19 protein-coding genes and 1 riboswitch are annotated in these 22,292 nt (G+C 73.7%); of the genes, 15 read left to right on the forward strand and 4 right to left on the reverse strand.

Annotated elements, in window-relative coordinates; all coding sequences use genetic code 11:
• Window positions 1-13 precede the first annotated feature (13 nt).
• From ACZ4VW_RS04415 to ACZ4VW_RS04440, 6 genes are all read left to right on the forward strand, one after another.
• Entirely contained in the window at window positions 14-235 is a 222-nt protein-coding gene (locus ACZ4VW_RS04415; protein WP_467958315.1) for a hypothetical protein, read from the forward strand.
• A 155-nt stretch (window positions 236-390) separates the two neighbouring features.
• Window positions 391-512: riboswitch (cobalamin riboswitch) on the forward strand.
• 32 nt (window positions 513-544) lie between these two features.
• Entirely contained in the window at window positions 545-1,507 is a 963-nt protein-coding gene (locus tag ACZ4VW_RS04420; RefSeq protein WP_467958317.1) for a cobalamin biosynthesis protein, read from the forward strand.
• Between the two features lie 14 nt (window positions 1,508-1,521).
• A complete protein-coding gene (locus ACZ4VW_RS04425) occupies window positions 1,522-3,030 on the forward strand; it encodes a cobyric acid synthase (RefSeq protein WP_467959547.1) in 1,509 nt (502 codons plus the stop codon).
• Window positions 3,031-3,076: 46 nt separating this feature from the next.
• Entirely contained in the window at window positions 3,077-5,125 is a 2,049-nt protein-coding gene (locus ACZ4VW_RS04430; protein WP_467958319.1) for a putative cobaltochelatase, read from the forward strand.
• On the forward strand, window positions 5,125-5,733 hold the full coding sequence (gene cobO, locus ACZ4VW_RS04435; protein ID WP_467958321.1) for a cob(I)yrinic acid a,c-diamide adenosyltransferase: 609 nt from the start codon (window positions 5,125-5,127) through the stop codon (window positions 5,731-5,733). The genes ACZ4VW_RS04430 and cobO overlap by 1 nt, the downstream gene beginning before the upstream one ends.
• Window positions 5,727-7,196, forward strand: a complete 1,470-nt coding sequence (locus ACZ4VW_RS04440; RefSeq protein ID WP_467958323.1) for a cobyrinate a,c-diamide synthase — start codon at window positions 5,727-5,729, stop codon at window positions 7,194-7,196. The genes cobO and ACZ4VW_RS04440 overlap by 7 nt, the downstream gene beginning before the upstream one ends.
• A 2-nt stretch (window positions 7,197-7,198) precedes the next feature.
• Here ACZ4VW_RS04440 and ACZ4VW_RS04445 read toward each other — a convergent pair whose 3' ends face one another.
• On the reverse strand, window positions 7,199-7,927 hold the full coding sequence (locus ACZ4VW_RS04445) for a ZIP family metal transporter (protein WP_467958324.1): 729 nt from the start codon (window positions 7,925-7,927) through the stop codon (window positions 7,199-7,201).
• A gap of 68 nt (window positions 7,928-7,995) precedes the next feature.
• On the opposite strand from ACZ4VW_RS04445, the gene ACZ4VW_RS04450 reads away from it, so the two are divergent.
• Together ACZ4VW_RS04450 and cobC are read left to right on the forward strand one after the other, a co-directional pair.
• Entirely contained in the window at window positions 7,996-9,183 is a 1,188-nt protein-coding gene (locus ACZ4VW_RS04450; RefSeq protein ID WP_467958325.1) for a bifunctional cobalt-precorrin-7 (C(5))-methyltransferase/cobalt-precorrin-6B (C(15))-methyltransferase, read from the forward strand.
• On the forward strand, window positions 9,180-10,763 hold the full coding sequence (gene cobC / locus ACZ4VW_RS04455; RefSeq protein WP_467958327.1) for an Rv2231c family pyridoxal phosphate-dependent protein CobC: 1,584 nt from the start codon (window positions 9,180-9,182) through the stop codon (window positions 10,761-10,763). The genes ACZ4VW_RS04450 and cobC overlap by 4 nt, the downstream gene beginning before the upstream one ends.
• A gap of 184 nt (window positions 10,764-10,947) precedes the next feature.
• Here the strand turns inward: cobC and ACZ4VW_RS04460 are convergent, their stop codons facing one another.
• Window positions 10,948-11,922: an SCO1860 family LAETG-anchored protein gene (locus ACZ4VW_RS04460; protein ID WP_467958329.1), complete on the reverse strand. Its 975-nt coding sequence runs from the start codon at window positions 11,920-11,922 to the stop codon at window positions 10,948-10,950.
• 305 nt (window positions 11,923-12,227) lie between these two features.
• Complete coding sequence (locus tag ACZ4VW_RS04465; protein ID WP_467958331.1) at window positions 12,228-12,947, reverse strand: siderophore-interacting protein; 720 nt, start codon at window positions 12,945-12,947, stop codon at window positions 12,228-12,230.
• A 79-nt stretch (window positions 12,948-13,026) separates the two neighbouring features.
• Between ACZ4VW_RS04465 and ACZ4VW_RS04470 the strand changes: the two genes are divergently transcribed.
• Together ACZ4VW_RS04470 and ACZ4VW_RS04475 are read left to right on the forward strand one after the other, a co-directional pair.
• A complete protein-coding gene (locus ACZ4VW_RS04470; protein ID WP_467958333.1) occupies window positions 13,027-15,411 on the forward strand; it encodes a penicillin acylase family protein in 2,385 nt (794 codons plus the stop codon).
• A complete protein-coding gene (locus tag ACZ4VW_RS04475) occupies window positions 15,404-15,967 on the forward strand; it encodes a GNAT family N-acetyltransferase (protein WP_467958335.1) in 564 nt (187 codons plus the stop codon). The genes ACZ4VW_RS04470 and ACZ4VW_RS04475 overlap by 8 nt, the downstream gene beginning before the upstream one ends.
• A 65-nt stretch (window positions 15,968-16,032) precedes the next feature.
• Here the strand turns inward: ACZ4VW_RS04475 and ACZ4VW_RS04480 are convergent, their stop codons facing one another.
• On the reverse strand, window positions 16,033-17,118 hold the full coding sequence (locus tag ACZ4VW_RS04480) for an amidohydrolase family protein (RefSeq protein WP_467958337.1): 1,086 nt from the start codon (window positions 17,116-17,118) through the stop codon (window positions 16,033-16,035).
• A gap of 200 nt (window positions 17,119-17,318) precedes the next feature.
• On the opposite strand from ACZ4VW_RS04480, the gene ACZ4VW_RS04485 reads away from it, so the two are divergent.
• The 5 genes from ACZ4VW_RS04485 (at window position 17,319) to thpD (ending at window position 22,139) form a co-directional block, all read left to right on the forward strand.
• Window positions 17,319-18,419, forward strand: coding sequence for a pyridoxal-phosphate-dependent aminotransferase family protein (locus ACZ4VW_RS04485; protein ID WP_467959549.1), 1,101 nt, complete (start codon window positions 17,319-17,321; stop codon window positions 18,417-18,419).
• A gap of 634 nt (window positions 18,420-19,053) precedes the next feature.
• Window positions 19,054-19,575 carry a diaminobutyrate acetyltransferase gene (gene ectA / locus ACZ4VW_RS04490; RefSeq protein ID WP_467958339.1) on the forward strand — a complete coding sequence of 174 codons (522 nt, stop codon included), beginning with the start codon at window positions 19,054-19,056 and terminating at the stop codon, window positions 19,573-19,575.
• Window positions 19,572-20,840, forward strand: coding sequence for a diaminobutyrate--2-oxoglutarate transaminase (ectB, locus tag ACZ4VW_RS04495; RefSeq protein WP_467958341.1), 1,269 nt, complete (start codon window positions 19,572-19,574; stop codon window positions 20,838-20,840). The genes ectA and ectB overlap by 4 nt, the downstream gene beginning before the upstream one ends.
• A gap of 32 nt (window positions 20,841-20,872) precedes the next feature.
• Window positions 20,873-21,271, forward strand: coding sequence for an ectoine synthase (locus ACZ4VW_RS04500; protein WP_329122052.1), 399 nt, complete (start codon window positions 20,873-20,875; stop codon window positions 21,269-21,271).
• Between the two features lies 1 nt (window position 21,272).
• Window positions 21,273-22,139, forward strand: coding sequence for an ectoine hydroxylase (gene thpD, locus ACZ4VW_RS04505; RefSeq protein WP_467958344.1), 867 nt, complete (start codon window positions 21,273-21,275; stop codon window positions 22,137-22,139).
• The last annotated feature ends 153 nt before the right edge of the window (window positions 22,140-22,292 follow it).

Consider the following 22,292-nt stretch of genomic DNA (forward strand, 5'->3'; position numbering starts at 1 on the left):
GGAACGAAACGACATGAAGATCGACTGGGCAGCTCTCGGCTCCGTCTTCGGAGTCAGCCTCGTGGCGACCGTCGCCCTCGTGGGCCTCTTCACCCTCGGGATCGTCGGCCTCTCCAAGCAGGAGCAGGCCGCCGCCCAGGGAGGCTCGGCCACCCTGGCGCGCACCGGCGCGTACGCCTGCTTCGCCCTGTGCGCGGCGGCCGTCGTGTACGGGATCTCCCTCATCATGGGCTGACGCAACACGCTTCGACGACCGGGCGGGCCGCACCTTCGGGTGCGGCCCGCCCGGTCGTCGTTCGCGGTCGTCGTTCGGGCCTCGTGTGGTGCTTCGCACACTGTCTCACCGCAGGTCACAGGTGAGTTGACGGGTGTTCGCGCAGCGTGGTGGACTTCCGGGGCCAATACGGCGGCAAGTAGAGGAAGTCCGGTGCGAATCCGGCGCGGTCCCGCCACTGTGACCGGGGAGTCGATCCCCGGGAGCCAGGAACTCTCGCCGCCGGTCACGTCGATCCAGGGCGCGGACCCTGAGTGAGGACACAGCGCCATGCCCGGCCGCAGAGCAGCCACAGGTGTATTCGCGTACGGCGCCGCCGCCGGACTGGCCGCGGACCTGATCCTCGGCGACCCCCGCCGCGGCCATCCCGTCGCCGCTTTCGGACGGGCCGCCGGCTCCGTCGAGAGACGTCTCCGGCGCGACCACCGCGGGTGGGGCGCCCTCCACACGGCCGTCTGCGCGGGCGGTACGACGGCCCTCGGGGCCCTCGCCGCGCGTGCCGTACGGAACCGTCCCGCCGCCTCCGTCGCCCTGACCGCCGCCTCCGTCTGGGCCGTCGTCGGCGGTACGACCCTGGGCCGGGAGGCCCGCGCCATCGGCGGGGCCCTGACGGCCGGGGACCTGGACGTGGCCCGCGAGCGGCTGCCGCATCTGGTCGGCCGTGATCCGCAGGCCCTGGACGGACCGGCGATGGCCCGCGCGGTCGTGGAGTCCGTCGCCGAGAACACCTCGGACGCCGTCGTGGGCGCCCTGGTCTGGGGCGCCGTGGCGGGGGTTCCGGGCCTCCTCGGCTTCCGGGCCGTGAACACGCTCGACGCGATGGTCGGCCACAAGTCCCCGACGTACCGGCGCTTCGGCTGGGCCTCGGCCCGGCTCGACGACGTGGTCGGCTGGCCGGGCGCCCGGCTGACGGCCGCGCTCGCGACGGTCGCGGGCGGCGATCCCCGAGGGGCCCTGCGGGCCTGGCGCGCCGATGCGGGCAAGCACCCGAGCCCCAACGCGGGCCCGGTGGAGGCCGCGTTCGCCGGGGCCCTCGGCGTACGGCTCGGCGGGACCCTCTCGTACGGCGGCCGGGTCGAGCACCGGCCGGTGCTGAACGGGGAGGGCCGGGACGTGGACATCGCGGACATCGAACGGGCGGTACGGCTGTCGCGCCGCGTGACGGCGCTGACGCTCGCGGTGTGTGTGGGTGGACGGCTGGCCGTGACGGCCATGAAGCGGAGGCAGGCATGACGGGCGGCGGGCGGATGCGGAGTGGCGGACTGCTGGTCGCGGGGACCACGTCCGACGCGGGCAAGAGCGTCGTCACGGCGGGCATCTGCCGCTGGCTGGTCCGGCAGGGTGTGAAGGTCGCCCCGTTCAAGGGCCAGAACATGTCCCTGAACTCCTTCGTGACGCGGGAGGGCGCGGAGATAGGCCGGGCCCAGGCCATGCAGGCACAGGCGGCCCGGGTCGAGCCGACCGCGCTGATGAACCCCGTGCTGCTGAAGCCGGGCAGTGACCGCTCCAGCCAGGTCGTGCTGATGGGCAAGCCGGTCGGCGAGCTGAGCGCCCGCGGCTACCACGGGGGCCGGCAGAAGGAGCTCTTCGAGCCCGTCCTCGCGTGCCTGGAGGAGCTGCGGGGCACGTACGACGCCGTGATCTGCGAAGGCGCGGGCAGTCCGGCCGAGATCAACCTGCGGCGCACGGACATCGTGAACATGGGCATCGCGCGGGCCGCGCGGCTGCCGGTCCTCGTCGTCGGGGACATCGACCGCGGCGGGGTGTTCGCCCAGTTCTTCGGGACGACGGCGCTGCTCTCGCCCGAGGACCAGGAGCTGGTCGCCGGCTACCTCGTGAACAAGTTCCGGGGTGACGTGACGCTGCTGGAGCCGGGCCTCGACATGCTGCACGGACTCACCGGACGCCGGACGTTCGGTGTCCTGCCGTACGCGCACGGGCTCGGCATCGACGAGGAGGACGGGCTGCGGGTCTCCCTGCGGGGCGCGGTCCGCGAGTCGGTCGTGGCGCCACCGGTCGGCGAGGACGTGCTGCGGGTCGCGGTGTGCGCCGTACCGCTGATGTCGAACTTCACCGACGTGGACGCGCTGGCGGCCGAACCGGGCGTGGTGGTCCGGTTCGTGGACCGGGCCGAGGAGCTCGTCGACGCGGACCTGGTGGTCGTGCCCGGGACGCGGGGGACGGTCAGGGCGCTGGCCTGGCTGCGCGAGCGAGGGCTCGCCGACGCGCTGGCACGGCGGGCGGCGGAGGGCCGGCCGGTGCTCGGCGTCTGCGGCGGCTTCCAGGTCCTCGGCGAGCACATCGAGGACGAGGTCGAATCGAAGGCGGGGGCGGTCGACGGGCTCGGACTGCTGCCGGTACGCGTCCGGTTCGCGGCCGAGAAGACCCTGGCCCGTCCGGCCGGCGAGGCGCTCGGCGAGCGCGTCGAGGGGTACGAGATCCACCACGGCGTCGCGGAGGTCCTGGGCGGGGAGCCGTTCCTGGACGGCTGCCGGGTCGGCGCGGTGTGGGGCACGCACTGGCACGGCTCGCTGGAGAGCGACGGCTTCCGCCGGGCGTTCCTGCGGGAGGTCGCCGCGGCGGCCGGACGGCGCTTCGTCCCGGCCCCCGACACGTCGTTCGGCGCGCTCCGGGAGGAGCAGCTGGACCGCCTCGGCGATCTGATCGAGGAACACGCGGACACGGACGCGCTGCTGCGGCTGATCGAGGACGGCGCGCCGTCGGGGCTGCCGTTCGTGCCGCCGGGTGCGCCGTGAGCACGACGACCGCCGAACACCAACGAGTTGAAGGAGTGACCGCCCGATGAGCACCCGGTATCCGTTCACCGCCGTCGTCGGCATGGACGACCTGCGGCTCGCGCTGCTGCTGAACGCCGTCAGCCCGGCCGTGGGCGGTGTGCTCGTGCGCGGCGAGAAGGGGACCGCGAAGTCGACCGCCGTCCGCGCCCTCGCGGAGCTGCTGCCGGACGTGGCGGTGGTCGCGGGGTGCCGGTTCAGCTGCGATCCGGGCGCACCCGACCCCGGCTGCCCGGACGGGCCGCACGACGCGGGCGCCCAGGCGGCCGCGCGGCCCGCGCGGATGGTCGAGCTGCCTGTCGGTGCCTCCGAGGACCGGCTCGTCGGCGCGCTGGACATCGAGCGGGCGCTCGCGGAGGGCGTGAAGGCCTTCGAGCCCGGGCTGCTCGCGGACGCCCACCGCGGAATCCTGTACGTCGACGAGGTCAACCTCCTCCACGACCACCTCATCGACCTGCTCCTCGACGCGGCCGCGATGGGCGCCTCGTACGTCGAGCGCGAAGGCGTCTCCGTACGGCACGCGGCCCGCTTCCTGCTGGTCGGCACGATGAACCCCGAAGAGGGCGAACTGCGCCCCCAGTTGCTGGACCGCTTCGGTCTCACCGTCGAGGTCGCGGCCTCGCGCGAGCCCGAGCAGCGGGTCGAGGTGGTGCGCCGCCGGCTCGCGTTCGACGACGACCCGCTCGCCTTCGCCGCCCGCTGGGCCGGTGAGGAGAGCGCGCTGCGGGACCGGATCGTCGCCGCGCGCGAGCTGCTGCCCAGCGTGGTGCTCGGTGACGCCGCCCTGCTCCAGATCGCCGCGACCTGCGCCGCGTTCGAGGTGGACGGGATGCGCGCGGACATCGTGATGGCCAGGACGGCGACCGCGCTCGCCGCGTGGGCGGGGCGTACCGAGGTCACGTCGGACGACGTGCGGCAGGCCGCGCTGCTCGCGCTCCCCCACCGCCGGCGGCGCAACCCCTTCGACGCGCCGGGGATCGACGAGGACAAGCTCGACGAGACGCTGGAGCGGTTCCAGGGCGAGGACGAGGGCGACGACGACCCGGACCCCGGCCCCGAGGGCCCGGGTGGGCCCGGAGGCGGTGGCGGTGTGCCGCCGCAGGGTGAGGGTCCGGACTCCGCGCCCCGGAGCGACGGCGCCGAGGAGGCGCCGGCCTCCGATCCCGGCCCCGCGCCCGCCCCGCAGGGCCCGGGCGGCGCCGGTGGCGAGCGGGCCGCCGTCAAGGCCGCCGAGCCGTTCCGTACGAAGATGCTCAGCGTGCCCGGACTCGGCGAGGGGGCGGCCGGGCGCCGTTCCCGGGCCCGTACCGAGCACGGCAGGACGACCGGGGCCGTACGGCCCCGGGGCGCGCTGACCAAGCTCCACCTGGCCGCGACCGTCCACGCCGCCGCCCCGCACCAGAAGGCGCGCGGCCGGACCGGCCCCGGGCTCGTGGTGCGCCGGGACGACCTGCGGCAGGCCACCCGCGAGGGGCGTGAGGGGAACCTCGTGCTCTTCGCCGTGGACGCGTCCGGGTCGATGGCGGCCCGGCAGCGGATGAGCGCCGTCAAGGGCGCCGTGCTCTCGCTGCTGCTGGACGCCTACCAGCGGCGCGACAAGGTCGGTCTGGTCACCTTCCGGGGGCGTGACGCCGAGGTGGCGCTGCCGCCGACCTCGTCCGTGGACGCGGCCGCCGCGCGGCTGGAACAGCTCCCGACGGGCGGCCGTACGCCGCTGTCGGCCGGGCTGCTGAAGGCCCATGACGTGCTCCGCGTCGAGCGGCTGCGCGACCCCTCGCGCCGCCCGCTGCTCGTCGTGGTGACCGACGGGCGGGCGACCGGCGGCGGCGCCGACCCGGTGGCGCTCGCGGCCCGCGCGGCGCGGCTGCACGCCTCCGAGGGCACAGCGGCCGTCGTCGTGGACTGCGAGACCGGGCCCGTGCGGCTGGGGCTCGCCGGGAACCTCGCCCGCGAACTGGGCGGGACCGCCGTGACCTTGGACGAGCTGCGCGCCGACTCGATCGCCGGGCTCGTCAGAGACGTACAAGCAGAGCACGCCACGAGGAGGGCCGCTTAATGCCGCAGGGACAGCCGACCGTCGTTCCCGACGACGGTCTCACCACCCGCCAGCGCCGCAACCGTGCGCTGGTGATGGTGCACACGGGCGTCGGCAAGGGGAAGTCGACCGCCGCGTTCGGCATGGCGCTGCGCGCCTGGAACCAGGGATGGCCGATCGGGGTGTTCCAGTTCGTCAAGTCCGCCAAGTGGAGGGTCGGCGAGGAGAACGCGCTGAAGGCCCTCGGCGAGACCGGCAAGGGCGGGACCGTCACCTGGAACAAGATGGGTGAGGGCTGGTCCTGGATCCAGCGCGAGGTCGCCGAGGGCGAGCAGTCCCACGAGGACAAGGCGCGCGAGGGCTGGGAGCAGGTCAAGCGGGACCTCGCCGAGGAGACATACAAGTTCTACGTCCTCGACGAGTTCGCCTACCTCCTGCACTGGGGCTGGATCGACACCAAGGAGGTCGTGGAGGTGCTGCGCGACCGCCCCGGTCACCAGCACGTCGTGATCACCGGCCGCAACGCGCCGCAGGAGCTGGTGGACTTCGCGGACCTGGTGACGGACATGTCGAAGGTGAAGCACCCGATGGACGCGGGTCAGAAGGGCCAGCGGGGCATCGAGTGGTAGCACGTCTCGTCATCGCCGCGCCGTCCTCCGGCGCGGGCAAGACCACGGTCGCGACCGGCCTGATGGCCGCGTTCGCCGGCCGTGGCCTGGCGGTCTCCCCGCACAAGGTCGGCCCGGACTACATCGACCCGGGCTACCACGCGCTGGCGACCGGCCGGCCGGGCCGCAACCTCGACGCGTACATGTGCGGCACGGGTCTGATCGCGCCCCTCTTCGCGCACGGGGCGCGCGGCTGCGACCTGGCGGTCGTCGAGGGCGTCATGGGCCTGTACGACGGCGCCGCCGACCAGGGCGAACTGGCGTCCACGGCGCAGGTGGCGAAGCTGCTCAAGGCGCCGGTGGTGCTGGTCGTGGACGCGTCGTCGCAGTCGCGGTCGGTGGCGGCGCTGGTGCACGGGTTCGCGTCCTGGGACCCGGAGGTGCGGATCGGCGGGGTGATCCTGAACAAGGTCGCGACCGACCGGCACGAGCATCTGTTGCGGGAAGCTCTCGGCGAGTCCGGGGTTCCCGTGCTGGGCGTGCTGCGGCGGGCGCCGGCCGTCGCCACGCCGTCGCGGCACCTGGGTCTGGTGCCGGTGGCCGAGCGTCAGGCGGCGGCCGTGGAGGCGGTGGCCGCGCAGGCGGAGCAGGTTCTTCGGGGATGCGACCTGGACGCGCTTCTGGGTCTGGCGCGGTCGGCGCCGCCGTTGCACGCCGAGGCGTGGGACCCGGCCGTCGCGGGGCGGCCGGCCGCCGGTGGCGGGATGGTGCCCACCCTCCACCCTGGCCCTTCGGGCAGGGGGGCATCCTCGAGCGCCGCGCTCGCATCGCGCAACGACGGCCCGCGACCCCGCGTGGCGGTGGCCGGAGGCGCGGCGTTCACGTTCTCGTACGCCGAGCACGCCGAGCTGCTGACCGCCGCCGGGGCCGAGGTCGTCACCTTCGATCCGCTGCGGGACGAGGCCCTTCCCGAGGGGACGAGCGGGCTCGTCATCGGCGGGGGCTTTCCCGAGATGTACGGGGCCGAGCTGTCCGCCAACGAGCCGTTGCGGAAGGCCGTCGCCGAGCTCGCCGCCTCCGGGGCGCCGATCGCCGCCGAGTGCGCCGGGCTGCTGTACCTCGCCCGGTCGCTCGACGGGACGCCGATGTGCGGGGTCCTCGACGCCGACGCTCGCATGTCGTCACGTCTCACGCTCGGCTACCGGGACGCCGTGGCGGTGAGCGACAGTCCGCTCGCCGCGACCGGGGCGCGGATGCGGGGGCACGAGTTCCACCGGACCGTGATCGAGCCGGGCGCGGGCGCGGCGCCGGCCTGGGGGCTGCGGCAGCCGGCAGGGGTCCCCCCTGCTCGAAGAGCTGGGGGGAGCGTGGAGGGTTTCGTCCAGCAGGGGGTGCACGCGAGCTATGTGCACACCCACTGGGCGGGTGCCCCGGAGGCGGCCGTGCGGTTCGTGGAGCACTGCGTGAACGGGCCCGCCGCGTGAGATCAGCCGCCGGACACGCCCACCACGAGCCAGATGAAGGCCACGCCCGCCACCGTGCACAGCAGGGTGGAGCGGGCCGGGTGTTCGTGGTGGGCCTCGGGGAGGATCTCGGCGGCGGCGAGGTAGAGCAGGGCGCCGCCGAAGAACCCGAGATAGCTGCCGAGCAGTTCCTCCGGAAGGGTGAACAGCAGGGTCGACGCGGCGCCGGCGATGGGGGCGAGGGCGTCCGCGACGAGCATGGCGATCGCCTTGCGACGGGCGTTCCCGTACAGGCTGGTGATCGTGTACGTGTTGAATCCGTCGGCGAAGTCGTGGGTGATGACGGCGAGCGCGACGGTGGCGCCCATGCCTCCGCCGACCTGGAAGGCGGCGCCGAGCGCGATGCCGTCCATGAGGCTGTGGGCGACCATGGCCGCCGCGGCCGTGAGTCCGACCTGCGGCACTCTCTCGTCGGCGGCGACCCCGTGCGCGGCCTGACGGACGGCCAGCAGCCGTTCCACCGCGTGGGCCAGGAGGAAGCCGCCCACGAAGAGGAGCAGGGCCTGCGGGACGCCGAAGACCGTGGCGCCCGTGGCCTCCAGCGCCTCCGGCAGGAGGTCGAGTCCGACCACGCCGAGCATCAGTCCGCCGGCGAGCCCGAGGACCAGGTGGCGCCGGTCGGTGACGCGCTGCGCCGTCCAGCCGCCGAAGAGCGTCATGAGGAACGCGCCGAGCGCGACGAAAACGGCCATGCGCCCTTGCTATCCGATCGTGTGCGTCCCGCGCACATCAGCGGCGGCGTGGTGGGGAGGCTGGTCGCGTGATCACGGTGATCGGTGGCGGTGCGGGCGCTGACGTGGGCTCCTGGGCGGGCGAGGCGGCGCCGGTGGTGGACGTGCGGGGCGACACGTTGACGGACACGGAGCTCGGCCTGGTCGAGAAGCACGTGGCCGGGGGCGGGGCGCGGGTGGTCGTGCGGGCGCTGGGCGACCCCGGGTTCTTCGGGGTGGTACGCGCGTTGGAGGAGCGCTTCGGGCCCGCGGCTCTGGAGGTGCGGCCCGCGCCGACGGCGGTGGGGCTCGCTTTCGCGCGCCTCGGGCTGGCGTGGGACGACGCGTACGTGGTGGACGGCAGGCAGGCGCGCGGCGCGGGGACGTACGGCAGTGCGCTGGACCGGGCGGTGAACGTGTGCCGGGCCCGTCCGAAGGTGGCCGTGCTGCCCGGGCCCGGGGTGGGCCCCGCCGAGCTGGGCGCGGAGTTGGTGCACCGGGTGGAGTCGCGGACGCTGGTGGTGTTCGCGGCGCTGGGTGATCCGTTCCGTGAGCGCTTCGAGCGCGTGGAGCCGGCGGAGGCGATGTGCCGGACCTGGGAGGGGGTGAGCCTGGTCCTGTGTCTCGACGAGTCGCGGGGGGAAGGGCCGCCGCCGGTGGTGACGGGTCCGCTGTCGGGGCCGGGCAAGTGGGCGCTGGCGGACCGGGAGTTCGGGGCGGGGGACGGTGCCGTGCTGCCGTACGAGGCACGGGCGCTGGCGCTCGCGCGGCTCGGGCCTCGGGTCGGGGATCTGGTGTGGGACATCGGCACGGGCTGCGGGACCGTGGCCGTGGAGTGTGCCCGCCTGGGCGCGGCGGCGGTCGCCGTCGAACGGACGGCGACCGGGGTGGAGCGGATCCGCGCGAACGCGGCGGGACACGGCGTGGAGGTGCGGGCGGTGCACGGCGCGGCGCCGACGGTGCTGTCGCATCTGGCCGATCCGGACGGGGTGTTCATCGGCGGCGGCGGACGTGAGCTGAAGTCGGTCGTGCTGACGGCGGCCCGGCGGGCGCGGCGTTCGGTGGTGGTGGCGGTGACGGCTCTGGAGCAGGTGACCCCGGTCCGCTCGGCGCTGGAGTCGTGCGGGTTCGCGGCCGAAGGGGTGCTGCTGCAGTCGCAGCGGCTCCTCGCGCTGCCGGACGGTTCCACGACGATGGCCCCGGCGGCCCCCGTGTTCCTGGTGTGGGGCACGCGATGAGCGGGGTGCCGGAGGGGGTCGGGACGGCGGCGGGCGGGACGGCGGTCGGCGTCGGGGCCCGTACGGGGGTGTCGGTGGACGAGGTCCTCGCCCTGGTCACGGATTCGCTGCGGGAGGCCGGCCTCGCGGGCCCGGACGTGACGGCGCTGGCCACGCTGGAGGCGCGGGCGGCGGAGCCGGGCCTCGTGGCCGCGGCCGATCGGCTCGGCGTGCCTCTGCGGGCGTACGGGGCCGAGGAGCTGGCCGCCGTGTCCGTACCGCATCCGTCGGGGGCTCCGCTGGCGGCGACGGGGACGGCGTCGGTGGCGGAGGCCGCGGCGCTGCTCGCGGCGGGTCCGGGTGCCGAACTCCTCGTACCCAAGCGGAAAACGAGGCGCGTCACGTGCGCTATCGCCCGGTCCCTCCCCTTTCCTCCGAACGAAGATGCCTCCGCCGTACGGTTGTTGCCCCAGGGACAGGGGTACATCGCTGGTCAGACGGAGCCCCGTACACCCCCCACTCACCACCCGACGGCGGCCATGGATTCCCACGCGCACACAGACGTCCACGATCTGCGGCACCACGGTGACGCGGAGGTACGGGACGAGAAGCTGATCGACCTCGCGGTCAACGTCCGCACGAACACGCCGCCGGAGTGGCTGCGCGAGCGGATCGCGGACTCGCTCACAAGTTTGGCGCACTACCCCGACGGGCGGGCGGCGCGGGCCGCCGTCGCCGAGCGGCACGACCTGCCGGCGGGCCGGGTGCTGCTGACGGCCGGGGCGGCGGAGGCGTTCGTGCTGCTCGCGCGGGCGCTGTCGGCGCGGCGGCCGGTGGTGGTGCATCCGCAGTTCACCGAGCCCGAGGCGGCGCTGCGGGACGCCGGGCACGAGGTGGGCCGGGTGCTGCTGCGCGAGGAGGACGGCTTCCGGCTCGATCCGGCGGCGGTCCCCGAGGACGCGGACCTGGTGGTGATCGGGAACCCGACGAACCCGACGTCGGTGCTGCACCCGGCGGAGACGATCGCCTCGCTCGCGCGCCCCGGCCGGACGCTGGTGGTGGACGAGGCGTTCATGGACGCGGTGCCGGGCGAGCGGGAGTCGCTGGCCGGGCGGACGGACGTACCGGGTCTGGTCGTGCTGCGGAGCCTGACGAAGACCTGGGGTCTCGCGGGCCTGCGGATCGGCTATGTCCTGGCGCCGCCGGACACCATCGCGGCTCTCACCGGGGCGCAGCCGCTGTGGCCGGTGTCCACGCCGGCGCTGGTGGCGGCGGAGGCGTGCATGTCCCGCGCGGCGCTCGCGGAGGCGGAGCACGCGGCGCACCGGATCGGGGTGGAGCGGGCGCATCTGCTGGCGGGCCTCGCGGAGTTCGACGATGTCCGGGCGGTCGAGGCGGCGGAGGGCCCGTTCGTCCTGATCCGGATCGATCGCGCGGACGAGGTGCGGGAACGGCTGCGGGCGCTGGGCTTCGCGGCGCGGCGCGGCGACACGTTCCCGGGTCTGGACAGGAACTGGCTCCGGCTGGCGGTGCGGGACCGGGCCACGACGAACCGCTTCCTGCAGGCCCTGGACCAGGCCCTGCTCATCCGGGGCTGCTGATCCGAGCTGCCTTTCCGGGCTGCTGATCAGGGCTGCTGATCCGAGCTGCCCTTCAAGGCGGCCCGGATCAGCTGTTCTTGAGCGGGCCCTGTCGGCCGCGTACGGGCGGGAGGCGCAGGGCGGTGTCGTCACCACCGCCCTGCGCCTCCCTTCCCGTTTCCCCCTGAGGCCCCCCTCGGGTCGGTCAGCCGCGGGCGCGCCGGCGCGCCAGGACGAGGGCGCCGCCACCCGCGCCGAGCAGGACGGCCGCGCCGGCGGCCACGTACGGCGTCATCGAGCTGCCGCCGGTCGCGGCGAGGTTCTGGTCGGCCGGGCCGGAGCCGCCGTTCTGGGTCTCCACGCCGCCGGCGTCGTCGGTGGGCTCGGCCGAGGGCTCCTTCGAGGGCTGCCCGCTCGGCCGCTCCGAGGGCTTCTCGGTCGGCTTCTCGGTGGGCCTGGTGCCCTTGGGCGTCTCGCAGGTGGCCTCGGCGAGGGTCACCACACCGTTGACCTGGGCCACCCCGAGCTGCAGCGGGTCGACGTCCACCTTCAGTTCGAGCGCGGTCGCGGCCGCGGTGCGCGAGGTGGTGGAGGTACGGGACAGGTCGAGGGTCACCTCGCCGACGCCCGGCACGGTGACCTTGGTCCGTCCGCCCGTGGACAGGGTGGTCTTCTTGCCGAAGACGGTCACGTGCCCGAGGACGTTGGACGTGGCGACCGGCTGCTTGCCGGCCTCGCAGACCGCCGTGGAGGTGACCTTCTCGACCTCGATCAGGGAGAGCGCCCGGATGCCGGGGACGTGGACCCGCGCCTTGACCAGGTTCACGTGCCCCTCGGCCTTCCGCCCGTCGACCGTGGCCTTGGAGGTGGCGACATCGGCGCGCAGGACGTCGATCGGCCGGCCGTTCTCGGCGCCCTCCACCTTCACGGTCAGGGCGGTGGAGTTCTCGCTCTGCGGCGCCTCGACCTCGTTGAGGGAGGCCCGCAGCGGCACGTTCACCGTCTTGCCGAGCAGGGAGACGTCGAGGCCGGTCCGCAGGACGACGGCGGTCGCGCGTCCTTCGCCACCCGTGGCGTGCGCCGCGGGGGCCAGGAGGGCAACGGGTCCGAGGGCCAGGGCCGTGACGGTCGCGGCAGCCGCGGTACGGCGCACGGGCATACGGAAGGTGTCGCTGTTCACGATGGTGGAACCCCCACAAGAGACATGGCGTCGCCGGCCGCTCGCCACGGGGACACGGGGTCGGCACGGCGTCGGCGACTTGAGACACCGGAATCTTTACGCACGGAGAGTGAACCGGCGGACACCTGGCGTGAGTTCACTCGAAAGGAGGGTTTCCGTGCCCATATTCGATTCTTTCGGCACACTCGTTCCCGCACGCCCCGCGTGTTGCGCCTCACGCGGGGCGCACACGTGAAGTGCATCAACGAGGTGAGCCGTCGCGGGGTAACGGACGGTCAACCCGACGCCCCGGCGGAGCGATCCGGTCAGGAGGCACGCCAGTATCCGAGCGAGTGGACCCGCTCCTTGGGGAGCGCGAGCTCCTTGCGTACGTACGAGGCGAGGGTGCGGGTGGTCGCGGTGTCGCAGGCGATCCAGACGTACGGGTCGCTCCCGAGCAGCTCCGGCAGCTCGGCCCGCACGCGCTCGACGAGCGCCGTGCCGCCGCCCTGCCGCGGGACCCGGCGGAGCTCGTGGTGGTCCGTGTCGAGCCGCAGCGGCAGTTCCTCGTCGGCGTCGTGGGAGGTCTCGAACCAGAGCGTGGCCGGAACGCCGGGTGCGGAGTCGAGCAGGGAGTTGATGGCGGGCAGCGAGGCCGGGTCGCCGATCACGAGCATCCGGCCGGGGCGCGGCTCCGGGGCGGTGAAGCCGGTGCCCTGCAGGGTCGCCTCGATGGTGTCGCCGGGGACGCAGGCGCGGGCCCAGTCGCTGGCGACGCCGTCATGGAGGGCGAACTCCAGACTGAAGGTCCCGGCGTCGGGGTCGGGGTCGACCAGGGTGTAGGCGCGCTGGTGCGGTTTGCCCGCGGTCTCGAACCAGAGCCGTACCCACATCGTCGGGTGGACCCCGGCGGCGGCGAGGAGACCGCCGTCGGTGAGATGCACCCGGCGGTAGTGCTCGGTGACCTGCTCGGCCCCGGTCACCGTGAACGTGAAGTCGCGCCCCCGGAACAGTTTGAGGACGACACCCTCCCAGCCATGACCCACCGCGCTCTCCTCCCCTGCGAACCTGTAGATTAATTTAGGTCAGCCTAACCTAAGAAGCACGGACGGGATCGGGATCGGATTGAGCATCGAGGTCTACCGGGACGACTGGGGCATTCCGCACCTGAGAGCCGCCGGTCCCGAGGAACTCACCTTCGCCCAGGGGCGGGTGACCGCGGTCGACCGGGCCTGGCAGCTGGAGGTGGAGCGGCACCGGGCGCAGGGCACCACGGCGTCGTTCCTCGGCGCGGGCGAGACCGGCTGGGACACCTTCGTACGGCAGGCCCGGCTCGCCGACACCGCGCGCCGCTGCTTCGAGCGGCTGGACGCCGGGACGGCGCGATGGGTGCGGGCGTACGTGGACGGGGTCAACGCGGGTCTGCCGGAAGGCGCCGACCGGGCACCCGAGTTCGCGACGACGGGCCTCGCGCCCGGACGCTGGGAGCCGTGGACGCCGCTGGCGGTCTGGCTCTCCACCCACATCCTCTTCGCCGGCTTCCCCACCAAGCTGTGGCGGGAGGAGGTCGCGCGCCGGCTCGGCGAGGAGTGGACGGAGCTGTTCGCCACCGACGGGCCGGGGACGGCGGGCTCCAACGGCTGGGTGGTCTGCGGTGACCGTACGGCGAGCGGCGCGGCGATCGTGGCGGGTGACCCGCACCGTTTCATCGAGGCGCCCGGGGTGTACCAGCAGATCCGCCTCGCGTGCCCGGAGTACGACGTGCTGGGCCTCGCCGTGCCGGGCGTCCCGGGCCTCGCCCACTTCGGGCACACCGGGCGGGTCGCCTGGGCGATCACCAACGCGATGGCCGACTACCAGGACCTGTACCGGGAGCGGCTGCGGCGGACCGCCGACGGCGGCGTGGAGGCCCTCGGCCCGGACGGCTGGCGCGCGGCCTCGGTCCACCGGGAGTCCGTCGAGGTCGCGGGCGGGGAGCCGGTGGAGATCGAGGTGATCGAGACCGAGCGGGGGCCGGTGATCATCGGCGTGGAGGCGGGTTCCGGCTCTGCCGTGGGGTCCTCCGGCGCGGGCGGGAGTGGGACCGCGGGCTTCTGGGAGGCGATCAGTCTGCGGCATCCGCCGCGGGTGACCGGCGAGCTGGGCTTCGGCGTCCTGCCCGCGCTGCTCTCCGCCCGCACCGTCGCGGACGTGGACCGCGCGGTCGACGGCTGGGTCGAGCCGGTCAACGTCCTCCAGGCGGCGGACGTGGACGGCGGGCTGTTGCACCGGGTCGCCGGGTACGTGCCCGTACGCGACCGCGCCAACTCCCTCCGGGTGGTCCCGGCCTGGGAGCCCGCCCACACCTGGCGGGACGGCCCGGCCCCGACGCCCCGCGCGGAGGTCGAGGGCCATGCCGTCATGGCCAACGCCCGGGGCCTGGCGGCCCCGCTGGGCGTGGAGTTCGCCCCCGCCCACCGCGCCTCGCGGATCGACGCCCTGCTCGACGGCTCGACGTCCTGGACGCCGGCGGCGATGCCCACCGTCCACACGGACACCGCCAACCTTTCGGCGACCCGTCTCCTGGACGCGATCCGCCGCCTGTCCGAGACCTCCCCGGACGGGACCGGTTCGGGCCATCGGCTCGTCGAGGGCGGGGCGTCCACCGATGGCGGGCCGGCCGGCCAGGCATCCGGCGGGCACGGCCCGTCCGGCGACGGTGAACCGGCCGGCCGGGCAGCGCGGAGCGCCGACCGTGCTCAGCCCGCCCCCGCGGGCCCGCCGCCCGGCGAGGGCGGGGTGTCCCGCCAGGCCCCGGCAGCCGGCGGGAGCGCCGCGTTGTCGGCCGACGGGAGCGCCGCGTTGTCCGCCGAGGGGAGCGCCGCGTTGTCGGTCGGCGCGGCCGCCGTCCGCGCGCGGCTGCTCGCCTGGGACCGGCGGATGGACGCCGACAGCGTCGACGCCGGGCTGTACGCCGCCGTGCGCGGGGCCGTCGTGCGACGCGTCGCCGGGCATCCGGCGTTCGCGGCGCTGCGCGAGCCCGCACCGCACCCCGCGCTGTTCCAGCCCTGGCTCGCCCTCGGGCCGCGCGTGGCCTTCGCGCTGGAGACGCTGCTGGTCTCCGGCCCCGTACCGGCCGAGGACATCGCGGAGATCGTCCGGGCGGCCCTCGAAGAGGTGGCCGCCGGGGAGGAGCCGCCCGCCTGGGGCGTGACGCACCGGCTCGCCCCCTGGCAGGCGCTCCCCGACGAGGACGACGCGCAGTGGCCCGGCCTCGGCGGGGACCACGACTGCGTGTTGTCCACGTCCAGCGTCCCCGGCTTCACCGACCGCAGCGCCCGGGCCTCGGCAGCCCGCTACGTCTGGGATCTCGCCGACCGCGACAACAGCCTCTGGGTCGTGCCGTTCGGCGCGTCCGGCGTCGCCGGTGAGCCCCACCACCGTGACCAACTCCCCCTGTGGCTGCGGGGCGAACTCGCCCCCGTCACCACCGACTGGCACCACCTCACCAAGGAGTTCCCGCATGACTGAGCCCGTCCACCTCCAGACCGTCGAGGGCTTCGGCACCGTCCGGATCGACCCCGTCGACCCGGACCGCGACGCCGCTCTCATCCACGGCTGGGTCAACGAGGAGCGCGCCCTGTTCTGGGGCATGGGCGGGACGACCGTCGAGCAGGTGCGGGACATCTACGCGCACCTCGACTCGCTCACCACGCACCACGGCTTCCTGGTCCGCCGCGACGGCGAGCCGGTCGCGCTCTTCCAGACGTACGACCCCGAGGCCGATCGCGTCAGCGAGTGCTACGACGTGCTCCCCGGCGACATCGGCGTGCACCTCTTCCTGGCGCCGACGGCCGCCCCCGAACGAGGCTTCTCCGCCGGTCTGCTGACCGCGCTGATCGACTTCACGCTGTCGGGCGGCCGCACCCGCATCGTCGGCGAGCCGGACGCCGCCAACGAGAAGGCGATCGGCCTGCTCGTCCGGTCCGGCTTCGAGCTCGGCCCGGAGGTCGTCCTGCCCGAGGTGGACCTCCCCGAGGTCTTCATCCCGGAGAAGAAGGCCCGGCTGGCGTTCCTGACGCGCTGACGGGCGACGGCCTGAAGGGGGCGGGCCCGCTGCCGACGGCAGGGGGCCCGCAACCTCGGCGGAGGTCAGCCGATCACGCGGCCGTTCACGATGACCCGCCGCGGCGCCGCGAGCACGCGGACGTCCGCCCGCGGGTCCTGTGCGTAGACGACGAGATCCGCGGGCGCGCCCTCGTCCAGGGAGGGACGGCCGAGCCACTCCCGCGCGCCCCAGGCCGTCGCCGAGAGGGCGTCGAGCGGGGGAATGCCGGCCTTGACCAGTTCCTCGACCTCGGCCGCGACCAGGCCGTGGGCCAGGGAGCCGCCCGCGTCCGTGCCGACGAAGACCGGGACGCCCGCGTCGTAGGCCGAGCGGACCGTGTCGTACCGGCGCTCGTGGAGCCGTCGCATGTGCGCCGACCAGCGCGGGAACTTCGCCTCGCCGCCCTCCGCGAGCCGGGGGAACGTGGCGATGTTGACGAGCGTCGGGACGATCGCGACGCCCCGCTCGGCGAAGAGCGGGATCGTCTCCTCGGTCAGCCCGGTGGCGTGCTCGATGCAGTCGATGCCGGCCTCCACCAGGTCCCGCAGCGAGTCCTCCGCGAAACAGTGCGCGGTGACGCGCGCGCCCAGCCTGTGGGCCTCGGCGATCGCCGCCTCGACCTCGGCGCGGGGCCAGCAGGCGCCCAGGTCGCCCGCCTCCCTGTCGAGCCAGTCGCCGACGAGCTTGACCCAGCCGTCGCCGCGCCGGGCCTCCTGTCCGACGTACGCCACCAGCTCCGGGGGCTCGATCTCATGGGCGTAGTTGCGGATGTAGCGGCGGGTCCGGGCGATGTGGCGGCCCGCGCGGATGATCTTCGGCAGGTCCTCGCGGTCGTCGATCCAGCGGGTGTCGGCCGGTGAACCGGCGTCCCGGATCAGGAGCGTGCCCGCGTCCCGGTCGGTCAGCGCCTGCTTCTCGCTCGTGGCGTCGTCGACCGGGCCGTGCCGGTCCAGGCCGACATGGCAGTGCGCGTCGACGAGACCCGGCAGGGCCCAGCCCTCCACGGTCAGGGCGTCGCCGGAGGGCCGGGTGTACGTGATCCGGCCGTCGACCGCCCAGAGCTCGTCCCGTACGTCCTCCGGGCCGACGAGCACCCGCCCCTTCACATGCAGCACCACGCGATCGCTCATGTCTGCACTCTACGAGGGGCGGGTGACCCCCCGGGCGGGGCGGTCCCTCGTCGATCTCCACGTCCCGGACCACGGCGTACGGACCCCCGCGGTACGGGCCGCCCGGGGTACCGCTCGGTACCCTGAACCGAGTTGCACCCCCTGCCCCACCCGCGGCTCCGGCTGCGTCGAACTGATCCGAAGAAGGCACCGCCGTGACCGTGACACACCCGCTCCTGGACCTGGCCCCGCTGACCGCCGCGCACTTCGCGTCGATCGAGCGGCGGGTCGCCGCGCTGCTCTCGACCGAGCAGGACGTGGTGATCACCCAGGGCGAGGCGCTGCTGCCCCTGGAGGGGTGCATCCGCAGCGGGGCACGGCCCGGCTCGACCGCGCTGAACATCGTCACGGGACCGTACGGCCAGACCTTCGGGGGCTGGCTGCGGGACTGCGGGGCCACGGTCGTGGACCTCGCGGTCCCCTTCCACACGGCGGTGACGGCCGCGCAGGTGGAGCAGGCGCTGGCCGAGCACCCGGAGATCGACTTCGTGTCGCTGGTGCACGCGGAGGCGGCGACGGGCAACACCAACCCGGTCGCGGAGATCGGTGAGGTCGTGCGGGCGCACGGCGCGCTGTTCTACCTGGACGCGGTGGCGTCGATCGGCGCCGAGCCGGTGCTGCCGGACGCGTGGGGCGTCGACATGTGCATCGTCGGCGCGCAGAAGGCGATGGGCGGTCCGGCGGGTGTCTCGGCGGTCTCCGTCAGCGAGCGCGCCTGGGAGCGCTTCGCCGCCAACCCGGGGGCTCCGCGCCGTTCCTACCTCTCCCTCCTGGACTGGAGGGAGCGCTGGATCGACGGCGGCCGCAAGGCGCTGCCGCACGCGCCGGCGCAGCTGGAGATGCTGGCCCTCGAGGCGTGCGTGGAGCGGATCGAGGCCGAGGGCCTGGACGCGCTGATGGCGCGGCACGCCGCCGCCGCGGCGGCGACCCGGGCGGGCGCGCTGGCCCTGGGCGGCGGTCTGCGGCCGTACGTCCACGAGGCGCGGGACGCGGCCCCGGTCGCGACGACGCTGCGGACCCCGGCGGGTGTGGACGCCTCGGAGCTGGTGGCGAAGGCGCTGGCGGCCGACCCGTCGTTGCCGCTGATCGCGGGCGGCGGGGCGCTGTCGACGGAGATGATCCGGGTCAACCACTACGGCGTGGACGCGACGCCGGGCGCGGTCCAGTCCTCGCTGGCGGCCCTGGGCGCCGCGCTCGGCGAGGCGGGCCACGCGGTGAACCTCGAGGCCGCCCGCCGCGCGGTGACGGAGGCGTGGAGCTAGGCCGTGTCCGGAAAGTAGCGCCGTCCGCCCGCAGGGCAGGGCCCGCGGCGTCCGGTGCGTGCGACGGCAAGGCGGAGGGCCGCCCTCGTACTGGGCGTACTCGGGCGATCCGACAACGCAGCGGGGGGCACCTCCCGTGCCGGAAGGGCTACGGGGGGTGCGGGCCAGGCGTCGCGGGCCAGGCGGGACCTTCCGGACACGGCCCAGCGCCTCCGGCGAACTCGGACGAAGCGGGCGGGGCCGGTGGCCCCGCCCGTTCCGTATGCCCGCGACCCACATCCGTGCGAATGCCGCCCATCGGATTCCCGGGATTGCGGGGCCATTCGATCCGTCGCTTCCCAGATATTCTCACCCGTGAATACGGACGGAATATCGAAGTGCATTCTCCGCGCGAATTCCCGGTACACCTTCCGCACTTCTTCTGCCCGCGATCAGCGACCCTAAACGCTAAGATTTCATCAGCGTCCGTCTCGCGTTCCGACCCTGTGATCGACTCCACATCGCACCCTTTTTGCCCGGATATAACCGGACAGAACGGCAGTGATCCGCGCTCGCGCGAATAACACATCACGCGCCGCCTTCCCACCCCACGGCCACATGCAATCCGAGAAATTGCTCGGTAAATTTCCTCGCCATGACCGCAGCACAAGCAGCCATGACTCTGGAAAGCCCACGCGTGGAGGACGGAGCCGCGATGTGGCGCATCGCCCGCGACTCCGAGGTACTGGACCTGAACTCCCCGTACAGCTATCTGCTGTGGAGCCGCGACTTCGCCGCCACCTCGCTGGTCGCGCGCGGCGCCGACGGCGAGCCGGTCGCCTTCGTGACCGGCTACATGCGCCCGGACCGTCCGGGCACCCTCGTCGTCTGGCAGATCGCCGTCGACGCGGAGCACCGGGGACGGGGCCTGGCCGGGGTGCTTCTCGACGCGCTCACCGCGCGGGTCGCCCCCGAGGCCCTCGAGACGACCGTCACCCCCGACAACACGGCCTCCGGCCGGCTCTTCGCCGCCTACGCCGCACGACACGGGCTCCCTCTGGAGCGCGAGGTCCTCTTCGACGGGGACCTGTTCCCCGACGCGTCCGACGGCGCCGACCATCTGCCCGAAGTACTGCACCGCATCGGCCCTTTCCACTCCACGGGAGCATCGCTGTGACCATCACCCCGCCCGAACTGAGCGTCTTCGAGACCCTGGAGTCGGAGGTGCGCAGCTACTGCCGTGGCTGGCCCACCGTCTTCGACCGCGCGCAGGGGGCCCGCCTCACCGACGAGGACGGGCACGAGTACCTCGACTTCTTCGCCGGCGCCGGTTCGCTCAACTACGGCCACAACAATCCCGTTCTGAAACGGGCGCTGATCGACTATCTGGAGCGGGACGGGATCACCCACGGTCTCGACATGGCGACCACCGCCAAACGCACCTTCCTCGAGACCTTCCACGACGTCGTCCTGAAGCCGCGCTCCCTGCCGTACAAGGTGATGTTCCCGGGCCCGACCGGCACCAACGCGGTGGAGGCCGCGCTGAAGCTGGCGCGGAAGGTGAAGGGCCGCGAGTCGGTGGTCTCCTTCACCAACGCCTTCCACGGGATGTCCCTGGGCTCGCTCGCCGTGACGGGCAACGCCTTCAAGCGGGCCGGCGCCGGCATCCCGCTGGTGCACGGCACGCCGATGCCGTTCGACAACTACTTCGACGGCCAGGTCCCGGACTTCCTCTGGTTCGAGCGGCTCCTGGAGGACCAGGGCTCCGGGCTGAACAAGCCGGCCGCCGTGATCGTGGAGACGGTGCAGGGCGAGGGCGGCATCAACGTGGCGCGGGCCGAGTGGCTGCGGGCGCTCGCCGACCTGTGCCGGCGCCAGGACATGCTGCTGATCGTCGACGACATCCAGATGGGCTGCGGCCGCACGGGTGCCTTCTTCTCCTTCGAGGAGGCGGGCATCACCCCGGACATCGTCACGCTGTCGAAGTCGATCAGCGGGTACGGCCTGCCCATGTCGCTCTGCCTGTTCCGGCCGGAGCTCGACGTGTGGGAGCCGGGCGAGCACAACGGCACCTTCCGCGGCAACAACCCGGCCTTCGTCACCGCGGCCGCCGCCCTCGACGCCTACTGGGCCGACGGCCAGATGGAGAAGCAGACCCTGGGCCGCGGCGAGCAGGTCGAGCAGGCGCTCCTCGCGCTCTGCGAGGAGAACTCCGCCGACGGTGCGCACTACCGGGGCCGGGGCCTGGTCTGGGGCCTGGAGTTCGCCGACCGGTCGCGGGCGTCGAAGGTCTGCGCGCGCGCCTTCGAGCTGGGCCTCCTGCTGGAGACCTCGGGCCCGGAGAGCCAGGTCGTCAAGCTCCTCCCGCCGCTGACCATCAGCCCGGAGGAGCTGGACGAGGGGCTGCGCACGCTGTCCCGTGCGGTCCGCGAGACCGTCTGAACCACCCGTAGACGAAGGGAAATCGACTCACTGTGATCGTCCGATCGTTCAAGGACATCGAGAACACCGAGCGCCATGTGCGGGCCGCCTCCGGCACGTGGGAGAGCAAGCGGATCGTGCTCGCCAAGGAGCGCGTCGGCTTCTCGCTCCACGAGACCGTGCTGTACGCGGGCACCGAGACGTCCATGTGGTACGCCAACCACATCGAGGCCGTCCTGTGTGTCGAGGGCGAGGCCGAGCTGACGAACGACGAGACCGGCGAGACGCACTGGATCGAGCCGGGCACGATGTACCTGCTCGACGGTCACGAGCGGCACACTCTGCGGCCCAAGACCGACTTCCGCTGCGTCTGCGTCTTCAACCCCCCGGTCACCGGCCGGGAGGACCACGACGAGAACGGGGTATACCCGCTGCTCACCGAGGAGGGCTGACATGACCGACGTACTGACGGACCTGTATCCCACGCGCGGCGCCGAGGAGGTGCTCACGCCCCGCCGGGACCCGGTGGTGTGGAGCGACGCCCCGGGCCTGGAGACGTTCGAGCGCGACGGCTTCCTCGCGGAGCCCGATCTGCTGACCGACGACGAGGTCGCGGTGTACAAGCGGGAGCTCGACCGGCTGATCGCCGATCCCGCCGTACGCTCCGACCCGCGCGCGATCGTCGAGCCGAAGACCAAGTCCGTACGGTCGGTCTTCGAGGTCCACCGGATCAGCGAGGTCTTCGCCCGGCTCGTGCGCGACGAGCGGGTGGTGGGCCGGGCCCGCGAGATCCTGGGTTCGGACGTGTACGTCCACCAGTCGCGGATCAACGTGAAGCCGGGCTTCGGTGCCTCCGGTTTCTACTGGCACTCGGACTTCGAGACCTGGCACGCGGAGGACGGGCTGCCGCGCATGCGAACCGTCTCGGTGTCGATCGCGCTGACCGAGAACCACGACACCAACGGCGGCCTGATGATCATGCCGGGCTCGCACCGGACGTTCCTCGGCTGCGAGGGCGCCACCCCGAAGGACAACTACAAGCGCTCGCTCCAGATGCAGGACGCGGGCACGCCGTCCGACGAGGCGCTGACGCGACTGGCCGACGCGCACGGCATCCGGCTCTTCACCGGCCGGGCGGGGTCGGCGACCTGGTTCGACTGCAACGCCATGCACGGCTCGGGCGACAACATCACTCCGTACCCGCGCAGCAACGTCTTCATCGTGTTCAACAGCGTGGAGAACACGGCGGTGGAGCCGTTCGCGGCGCCCGTGCGGCGACCGGAGTTCATCGGGGCACGGGACTTCACTCCGGTGCGGTGAGCCGTACCGGGTGGGCGAGTGCCGGATGAGCCGGGGCGCGGTGGCGTCCCGGGTGCGGGGGGGGGGGGGGGGGGGGGGGGGGGGGGGGGGGGGGGAGAGAGGACCCACACACCCCCCAACAAGAACCCAAAACAACCACGCCACCCACCCCAC

The organism is Streptomyces sp. NPDC029139 (assembly GCF_055564335.1).

What these genes read in the sequence shown, in the direction of transcription:
- ACZ4VW_RS04415 (WP_467958315.1), top strand. Translation starts at nt 14, where the DNA reads ATGAAGATCGACTGGGCAGCTCTCGGCTCCGTCTTCGGAGTCAGCCTC.
- ACZ4VW_RS04420 (WP_467958317.1), top strand. Translation starts at nt 545, where the DNA reads ATGCCCGGCCGCAGAGCAGCCACAGGTGTATTCGCGTACGGCGCCGCC.
- ACZ4VW_RS04425 (WP_467959547.1), top strand. Translation starts at nt 1,522, where the DNA reads ATGCGGAGTGGCGGACTGCTGGTCGCGGGGACCACGTCCGACGCGGGC.
- ACZ4VW_RS04430 (WP_467958319.1), top strand. Translation starts at nt 3,077, where the DNA reads ATGAGCACCCGGTATCCGTTCACCGCCGTCGTCGGCATGGACGACCTG.
- cobO (WP_467958321.1), top strand. Translation starts at nt 5,125, where the DNA reads ATGCCGCAGGGACAGCCGACCGTCGTTCCCGACGACGGTCTCACCACC.
- ACZ4VW_RS04445 (WP_467958324.1), bottom strand. Translation starts at nt 7,927, where the DNA reads ATGGCCGTTTTCGTCGCGCTCGGCGCGTTCCTCATGACGCTCTTCGGC.
- cobC (WP_467958327.1), top strand. Translation starts at nt 9,180, where the DNA reads ATGAGCGGGGTGCCGGAGGGGGTCGGGACGGCGGCGGGCGGGACGGCG.
- ACZ4VW_RS04475 (WP_467958335.1), top strand. Translation starts at nt 15,404, where the DNA reads ATGACTGAGCCCGTCCACCTCCAGACCGTCGAGGGCTTCGGCACCGTC.
- ACZ4VW_RS04480 (WP_467958337.1), bottom strand. Translation starts at nt 17,118, where the DNA reads ATGAGCGATCGCGTGGTGCTGCATGTGAAGGGGCGGGTGCTCGTCGGC.
- ectA (WP_467958339.1), top strand. Translation starts at nt 19,054, where the DNA reads ATGACCGCAGCACAAGCAGCCATGACTCTGGAAAGCCCACGCGTGGAG.
- thpD (WP_467958344.1), top strand. Translation starts at nt 21,273, where the DNA reads ATGACCGACGTACTGACGGACCTGTATCCCACGCGCGGCGCCGAGGAG.